Source organism: Mesorhizobium sp. M7A.F.Ca.AU.001.01.1.1 (assembly GCF_004022735.1).
GTDB classification, from domain to species: domain Bacteria; phylum Pseudomonadota; class Alphaproteobacteria; order Rhizobiales; family Rhizobiaceae; genus Mesorhizobium; species Mesorhizobium ciceri.
The window spans coordinates 1-5,651 of sequence record NZ_RZPF01000434.1; the positions used below are offsets into that span (position 1 = coordinate 1).

The 5,651-nt window shown below is 63.3% G+C and carries 6 protein-coding genes and 1 pseudogene; 5 read left to right on the forward strand and 2 right to left on the reverse strand.

What is annotated here, in order from left to right; all coding sequences use genetic code 11:
• From EN884_RS23435 to EN884_RS23445, 3 genes and pseudogenes are all read left to right on the forward strand, one after another.
• Positions 1 to 317, forward strand: a pseudogene (locus EN884_RS23435) (ABC transporter substrate-binding protein); the annotation flags it as partial.
• Between the two features lie 142 nt (positions 318 to 459).
• On the forward strand, positions 460 to 1,314 hold the full coding sequence (locus EN884_RS23440; protein WP_013532455.1) for an ABC transporter ATP-binding protein: 855 nt from the start codon (positions 460 to 462) through the stop codon (positions 1,312 to 1,314).
• Positions 1,315 to 1,327: 13 nt separating this feature from the next.
• Entirely contained in the window at positions 1,328 to 2,206 is an 879-nt protein-coding gene (locus tag EN884_RS23445; protein ID WP_013532454.1) for an ABC transporter permease, read from the forward strand.
• Positions 2,207 to 2,234: 28 nt separating this feature from the next.
• Here the strand turns inward: EN884_RS23445 and EN884_RS23450 are convergent, their stop codons facing one another.
• Positions 2,235 to 3,587: a sensor histidine kinase gene (locus EN884_RS23450; RefSeq protein WP_013532453.1), complete on the reverse strand. Its 1,353-nt coding sequence runs from the start codon at positions 3,585 to 3,587 to the stop codon at positions 2,235 to 2,237.
• A 13-nt stretch (positions 3,588 to 3,600) separates the two neighbouring features.
• Positions 3,601 to 4,278 (reverse strand): response regulator, encoded by a 678-nt coding sequence (locus EN884_RS23455; protein ID WP_013532452.1) that lies wholly within the window; start codon positions 4,276 to 4,278, stop codon positions 3,601 to 3,603.
• Positions 4,279 to 4,742: 464 nt separating this feature from the next.
• Here EN884_RS23455 and EN884_RS23460 point away from each other — a divergent pair, with 464 nt between their 5' ends.
• A complete protein-coding gene (locus EN884_RS23460; protein WP_013532451.1) occupies positions 4,743 to 4,946 on the forward strand; it encodes a DUF680 domain-containing protein in 204 nt (67 codons plus the stop codon).
• 47 nt (positions 4,947 to 4,993) lie between these two features.
• Positions 4,994 to 5,221, forward strand: a complete 228-nt coding sequence (locus tag EN884_RS23465) for a DUF680 domain-containing protein (RefSeq protein WP_013532449.1) — start codon at positions 4,994 to 4,996, stop codon at positions 5,219 to 5,221.
• Positions 5,222 to 5,651 lie beyond the last annotated feature (430 nt).

The following is a 5,651-nucleotide window of genomic DNA, read 5'->3' on the forward strand; positions in this document are numbered from 1 at the left end:
CCTCCTGGCTGGAAGGCCACAAGGATGAGGCACAGAAGCTCGCCAATGCCTTCGTCAAGACGATGAAATTCATCGCCACGCATTCGGCCGAAGAGATCGCCGACAAGATGCCGAAGGATTATTATGCCGGCAACCGGGACCTTTACGTGCAGGGGCTGGCCGGCGGCAAGGCGATGTTCACGCCGGATGGCCGCATGCCGGCCGATGGTCCGCCGACCGTGCTCAAGGTTCTCTCGACATTCTCGAAGAGCCTGCAAGGCAAGCAGATCGACCTGTCGAAGACCTACACGACCGAATTCGTCGACGCTGCCAAATAGCGGCGCCAGCCTACCACTCGTTGAATAACAAGGACTTGCGCCGGCTGCTTGAATCAAGAAGGCAGCGGCGCGGCCTCCCGAACACCTGGAGATCCGTGGCACTGCCGCGGGCTCCCTTGCCCCATTGCGACAGGAGTGCGCCATGCAAGTGCAACCCATGGCGGCCGAGAAGCTGTCTCAGGCCGCGCCACAAGCCGACGCCGCGATCGCCATCGATGATGTGACCTTGCGTTTCGTCACGCCCGACGGGCACATGATGACGGCGATCCGCGATTTCACGATGACCGTGGCGCGCGGCGAGTTCGCCTGCGTCGTCGGGCCGACCGGCTGCGGCAAGTCGACGACGCTCAACCTGGTCACCGGCCTGTTGCGGCCGACGACCGGCAATGTCCGCGTCATGGGCACGCCGGTCACCGATATCAGCCGGGACATCGGCTTTGTCTTCCAGGCGGATGCGCTGTTTCCCTGGCGCAGTGTCATCGACAATGTCGCCGCCGGTCCACTTTATCGCGGCACGCCAAAGGCGCAGGCCTACGACCGCGCCCGCGACTGGATCGCCCGCGTCGGCCTCGGCCGCTTCGAGAAGCACTATCCGCACCAGCTTTCGGGCGGCATGCGCAAGCGCGTCGCGCTGGCGCAGACCTTCATCAACCAGCCCAAGATCCTTTTGATGGACGAGCCGTTCAGCGCGCTCGACATGCAGACGCGCACCGCCATGCAGGACGAATTGCTGGATCTGTGGTCGGAGCAGAAATCCTCGGTTGTCTTCGTCACCCACGACCTAGAGGAGGCGGTGGCGCTGGCCGACAAGGTCTATGTGCTCACCGCTGGGCCGGGCACGGTCAAGAGCGTCTACCGCATCGACCTGCCGCGCCCCCGCGTCATGGCCGACATCCGCTACGACCCGAACTTCGTCGAGATCGCCAAGGTGATCTGGAACGATCTGCGCGAGGAAGTGCAGCTCGGCCAGAGCCGGACCTTGCAGACCGGACATTGAAAGGAGAAACAGCATGACCGCAATCTCTCCGACCGCCAACCAGGCCGCCGTCCGCGATGCTTCCATCGCCGTTGCCGAAGCCCGGGCGAGGGCAAGGCTGCGCCGCCGCCACGCGCTTGTCATCTCCTTGCGCCTGGCGATCCTGGTCGTCTTCCTTGGCCTGTGGGAACTCGGCGCCGACTACAACATCATCGACCCGTTCTTCTTCGCCAGCCCTTCTGGCATCTGGCAGCAGATCTGGTCGTGGATCACCGAAGGCACCTCGCAAGGCCCACTCTGGCTGCAGATCTACGTGACGCTGGAGGAAACCTTCCTCGGCTTTGTCATCGGTGCCCTTGGCGGCATCGCCGCCGGCATCATCCTCGGCCGCAATCGGCTGTTGGCGGATGTCTTTTCGATCTACATCAAGATCGCCAATTCGGTGCCGCGCGTCGTGCTCGGCTCGGTGTTCATCATCGCGCTCGGCCTCGGCATGGCGTCCAAGGTGGCGCTTGCCGTGGTGATGGTGTTCTTCGTTGTTTTCGCCAACGCCTTCCAGGGTGTGCGCGAGGCCGACAGGGCAATGATCGCCAATGCCCAGATCCTTGGCGCCTCGCCGTTCCAGATCACCCGCACCGTCATCATTCCTTCGGCGATGAGCTGGATCCTCGCCAGCCTGCATGTCAGCTTCGGCTTCGCGCTGGTCGGCGCGGTGGTCGGCGAGTTCCTCGGCGCCAAGCAAGGCATGGGCCTGCTGATCTCGACCGCGCAGGGCGCCTTCAACGCCAATGGCGTGTTCGCCGCGATGATCATCCTGGCTGTCATGGCGCTGGTGGTGGAGTTCATCATCACCCGCTTCGAGAACTATGTCGTGAAGTGGCGGCCGGCGCCGTTCAACGAGCAGGGAACGTGATCGGTCAGACCAGGGGCAGCCTGACCGGTCAGGCCAGCGGCAGCCTGACCTCAACCAACAGACCGCCGGCCGCGCCATCCCCAAGGGTGACGCGGCCGCCGGCATTTTCGACGACCTCGCGTACAATGGCGAGTCCCAGCCCGCTGCCTTCCTCGGTCGAACCGGCAATACGGTAGAAGCGCTCGAAGACATGGTCTCGCTCGTCCGCCGGAATGCCAGGCCCGTCGTCGGCGACCGTCAGCACGGCTTCGCCGTCGATGGCCGCCAGCTTCACCGTGACACTGCCCTCAGCCCGGGAGTAGCGCAGTGCGTTGTCGACGAGGTTGACGATCATCTCGCGCAGCATGGTGCCGTCGCCGATGACCGGAACGGGGCCAGCCTCCTCGAGGCCGAGATCTATTTTGCGATCGATGGCCGTTGGCGCCAGGGTTTCCAGCACGTGCCGGGCGGCTTCCGCCAGGTCAATGCGGTCGGCGCGCGGCCGCCGGCTGCCTGGCTCGGCGCGTGACAGGGTCAAGAGCTGTTCGGCCAGCCGCGCCAGTTTGCCGGAACTCGCCTGCAGCGCCACCAGCGCCTCCTGGCGGGCATCGGCGGCACTTTCGCGAAGCGCATAGCTTGCCTGTGTCGACAGCAGCGCCAGGGGCGTGCGCAGCTGGTGCGCCGCATTGGCGATGAAGCGGCGTTGCGCCGCCATCTGCGCCCGCACGCGCTCCATGTAGGCGTTGAGGGCGTCGATCAGCGGGCGGATCTCGCTTTGCGCACCGGGCACTTCGACGGGGTCAAGGTCGCTGCGGTTTGGCGAGCGTACCGCATCGCGCAGCCGGATCAACGGCGCCAGGCCGCGACGCAAGCCGAGCAGCACGAACACGCCGGCAATCGCCACCAGCGCCAGTTGCTGGGCAAAGGCGCTGAACCAAAGCTGTTTGACCATGGCGTCATGGCCGGCAAGGGTGACGCCCACGGTGACTGATATTGGCGAGTCGTTGCCGGCGCCGATCACCGCATGGCCAAGGGTCAGGAGCCGCAGCTGGTGATCGCGGTAGGCGGCCTCGACACTGGCATGCTGCGGCGCTTCGGGCAGGTCGGGATATCCGGTCAGCAGCCGCCCGCCGGCTGTCTCGACGCGATAGTAGACGCTGTCGCGGTCGCCGGTGTCGAACATCTCGATCGCCGCCGGGGGCACCGTGGCATCGAGCACGCCGTCGACCATGGCGACCTGCTCGGCAATCGCCCGCGCCGATCCGACGAGCATCCGGTCGGTGACCAGGTCCGCGGTCGCCAGTGCGTTGCGCTGGCTGGTCCACAGGTTGATGGTCGCGAGCCCGGCAAGCGGCAGCACCACCCATGCCAGCAATTGCAGGCGGAGGCTGTTGATCCTCATGGCGCCAGGATCGTCACGGCGCCAAATCGTCTTGGCGCAACAGGTAGCCGAGGCCACGCAGTGTGGCGATCTGGACCCGCGACCCGTCGAGCTTCTTGCGCACGCGGTGCACGTAGATCTCGATGGCGCTGGGATCGGCGTCGGTCTCGAAATCGTAGATCGCGGCCGACAATGCCGCCTTGCTCACCGTGCGTCCGGCCTTGACCATCAATTGCTCAAGCACGGCATGCTCGCGCGGTGTCAGCGCCAGCGCCTCGCCGGCAAGCGAAAACAGCCGCGTGTTGGTGTCGAAGACGAGATCACCGCAGGCAACGACCGGCGCGGTGCGGTCATTGGCACGGCGCAATTGCGCGCGGATTCGTGCTTCGAGCTCTTCGATCTGGAAGGGCTTGGCCAGATAGTCGTCGGCGCCCTCATTGAGGCCCTTGACCCGGCCGTCGAGACTGGCGTTTGCGGTCAGCACGATCACCGGCACCCGGTTGCCGCGCGTCCGCAACATTCGCAGCACCTCCAGCCCGCTCATGCGCGGCAGCGCAAGGTCGAGGATGACAAGCGCGTGGTCACCGGCGGCGAGCGCGTGTTCGACATCCTCGCCATCATGGACGATGTCGACGACATAGTTCGCCTGACGCAGGGTCTTGCCCAGCCAATCCGCCAGCTCGCGATTGTCTTCTACAAGCAGCAACCGCATTTCTATCGCTGTCCTGGGGTGCAGGTCACCCGGATTTCCGCCACTTCTTCAACTGGCGCCGCCAAGTCGCGCCCGATTGATGATCGTGCACAAGCGATAATCTCGATCCAACCGCAAGGCAAATGTAGGAGATCCAGAAGTTCAGATGGTGCGCAATCGCTTCAAACCGAACCGTTCAGTTCGATTTCTGTTGACGCACTGTGTAGCAGATGGTGAACGCCGGCCTGGCGAGCGGTCGCGCCTGGTGATGGGCGTTATCGCTTAACTGTCTGATTTCAAACAGTTAAATTATGACCGCCGAGACCCTGTGTCAAATTTCAAGGCCTGGATTCGAGCCGCGGGGGAACATCTTCGTGATTGGAATCCGCGGCAGCGCGAGCCCATCTCGGGGTGGTCCGAGCGACGCGAAATTCCTCCCAAGGGCACGCCACTAGACGGACATGACAAATACTGGAGTAATTAAAATGACCAAGATCGCTCTTACCGCCGCCGCCATCCTCGTTGCCACGGGCACTGCTTTTGCCGGCAGCGACAATTATGGCTCGGCCAACGCCAATCAGCCTGCCGTCGCTGTCGACCATTCGATCACCGCTTCGGTCTCCAAGTCGACGCAAACCGTCCAGGCCCCCGCTTCGCAGGGCGCTGACCGCAACCTCTTCGGCCGCTAATCGCGACTGCCGATATCGACCCAACATTGAACTCAGGAGTAACTAAAATGACCAAGATCGCACTCACCGCCGCCGCCATCCTCGTTGCCACGGGCACCGCTTTTGCCGGCAGCGACAACTACGGCTCTTACAATGCCAACCAGCCTGTTGCGAACCAGTCCGTGTCCGACATCGACACCACGCACACCGGCTCGATCCCGAAGTCCGTAAAGACGCAGGGTGATGCCAATGCCAACGTGCCGGCTCAGTCGGGTCAGGGCATCTGGGGTCGTTGATTTCTGAAGTCTGCGACCACAAAGAGCGGTGGGCCTTGCCCGCCGCTCTTGTTTTTTATGCATGAGCAGGATTTCGGCCGACGGCATCGGTGTCGGAGCGCCGATCGTAAATCGAACCAGCTGGTTCAATTTATGTTGACGAATCGTGAACGGATGGCGAGCGCTGGCTCGATGAACCGCCGCATCATGCGTCAGGCACCCTCCTTGTAAGCGTCTGAGATAAACTGATAAAACAGGGTGAGCTCAATCCCTTGGCCGACGTTCGAGGTCCCGATGCCGCGCGTGAGGGAACGTCTTCGTGATTGGAAGTCGGCGCACGAAAAACCCAGATCGAGGTTGTCCGAGCGACGCGAAATTTCCTCCCCAGGGGCACGCCACTAGACGGACAGAATCAGGAATACCGGAGTAAATAGAATGAACAGGATCGCTC

What these genes read in the sequence shown, in the direction of transcription:
- EN884_RS23440 (WP_013532455.1), top strand. Translation starts at nt 460, where the DNA reads ATGCAAGTGCAACCCATGGCGGCCGAGAAGCTGTCTCAGGCCGCGCCA.
- EN884_RS23445 (WP_013532454.1), top strand. Translation starts at nt 1,328, where the DNA reads ATGACCGCAATCTCTCCGACCGCCAACCAGGCCGCCGTCCGCGATGCT.
- EN884_RS23450 (WP_013532453.1), bottom strand. Translation starts at nt 3,587, where the DNA reads ATGAGGATCAACAGCCTCCGCCTGCAATTGCTGGCATGGGTGGTGCTG.
- EN884_RS23455 (WP_013532452.1), bottom strand. Translation starts at nt 4,278, where the DNA reads ATGCGGTTGCTGCTTGTAGAAGACAATCGCGAGCTGGCGGATTGGCTG.
- EN884_RS23460 (WP_013532451.1), top strand. Translation starts at nt 4,743, where the DNA reads ATGACCAAGATCGCTCTTACCGCCGCCGCCATCCTCGTTGCCACGGGC.
- EN884_RS23465 (WP_013532449.1), top strand. Translation starts at nt 4,994, where the DNA reads ATGACCAAGATCGCACTCACCGCCGCCGCCATCCTCGTTGCCACGGGC.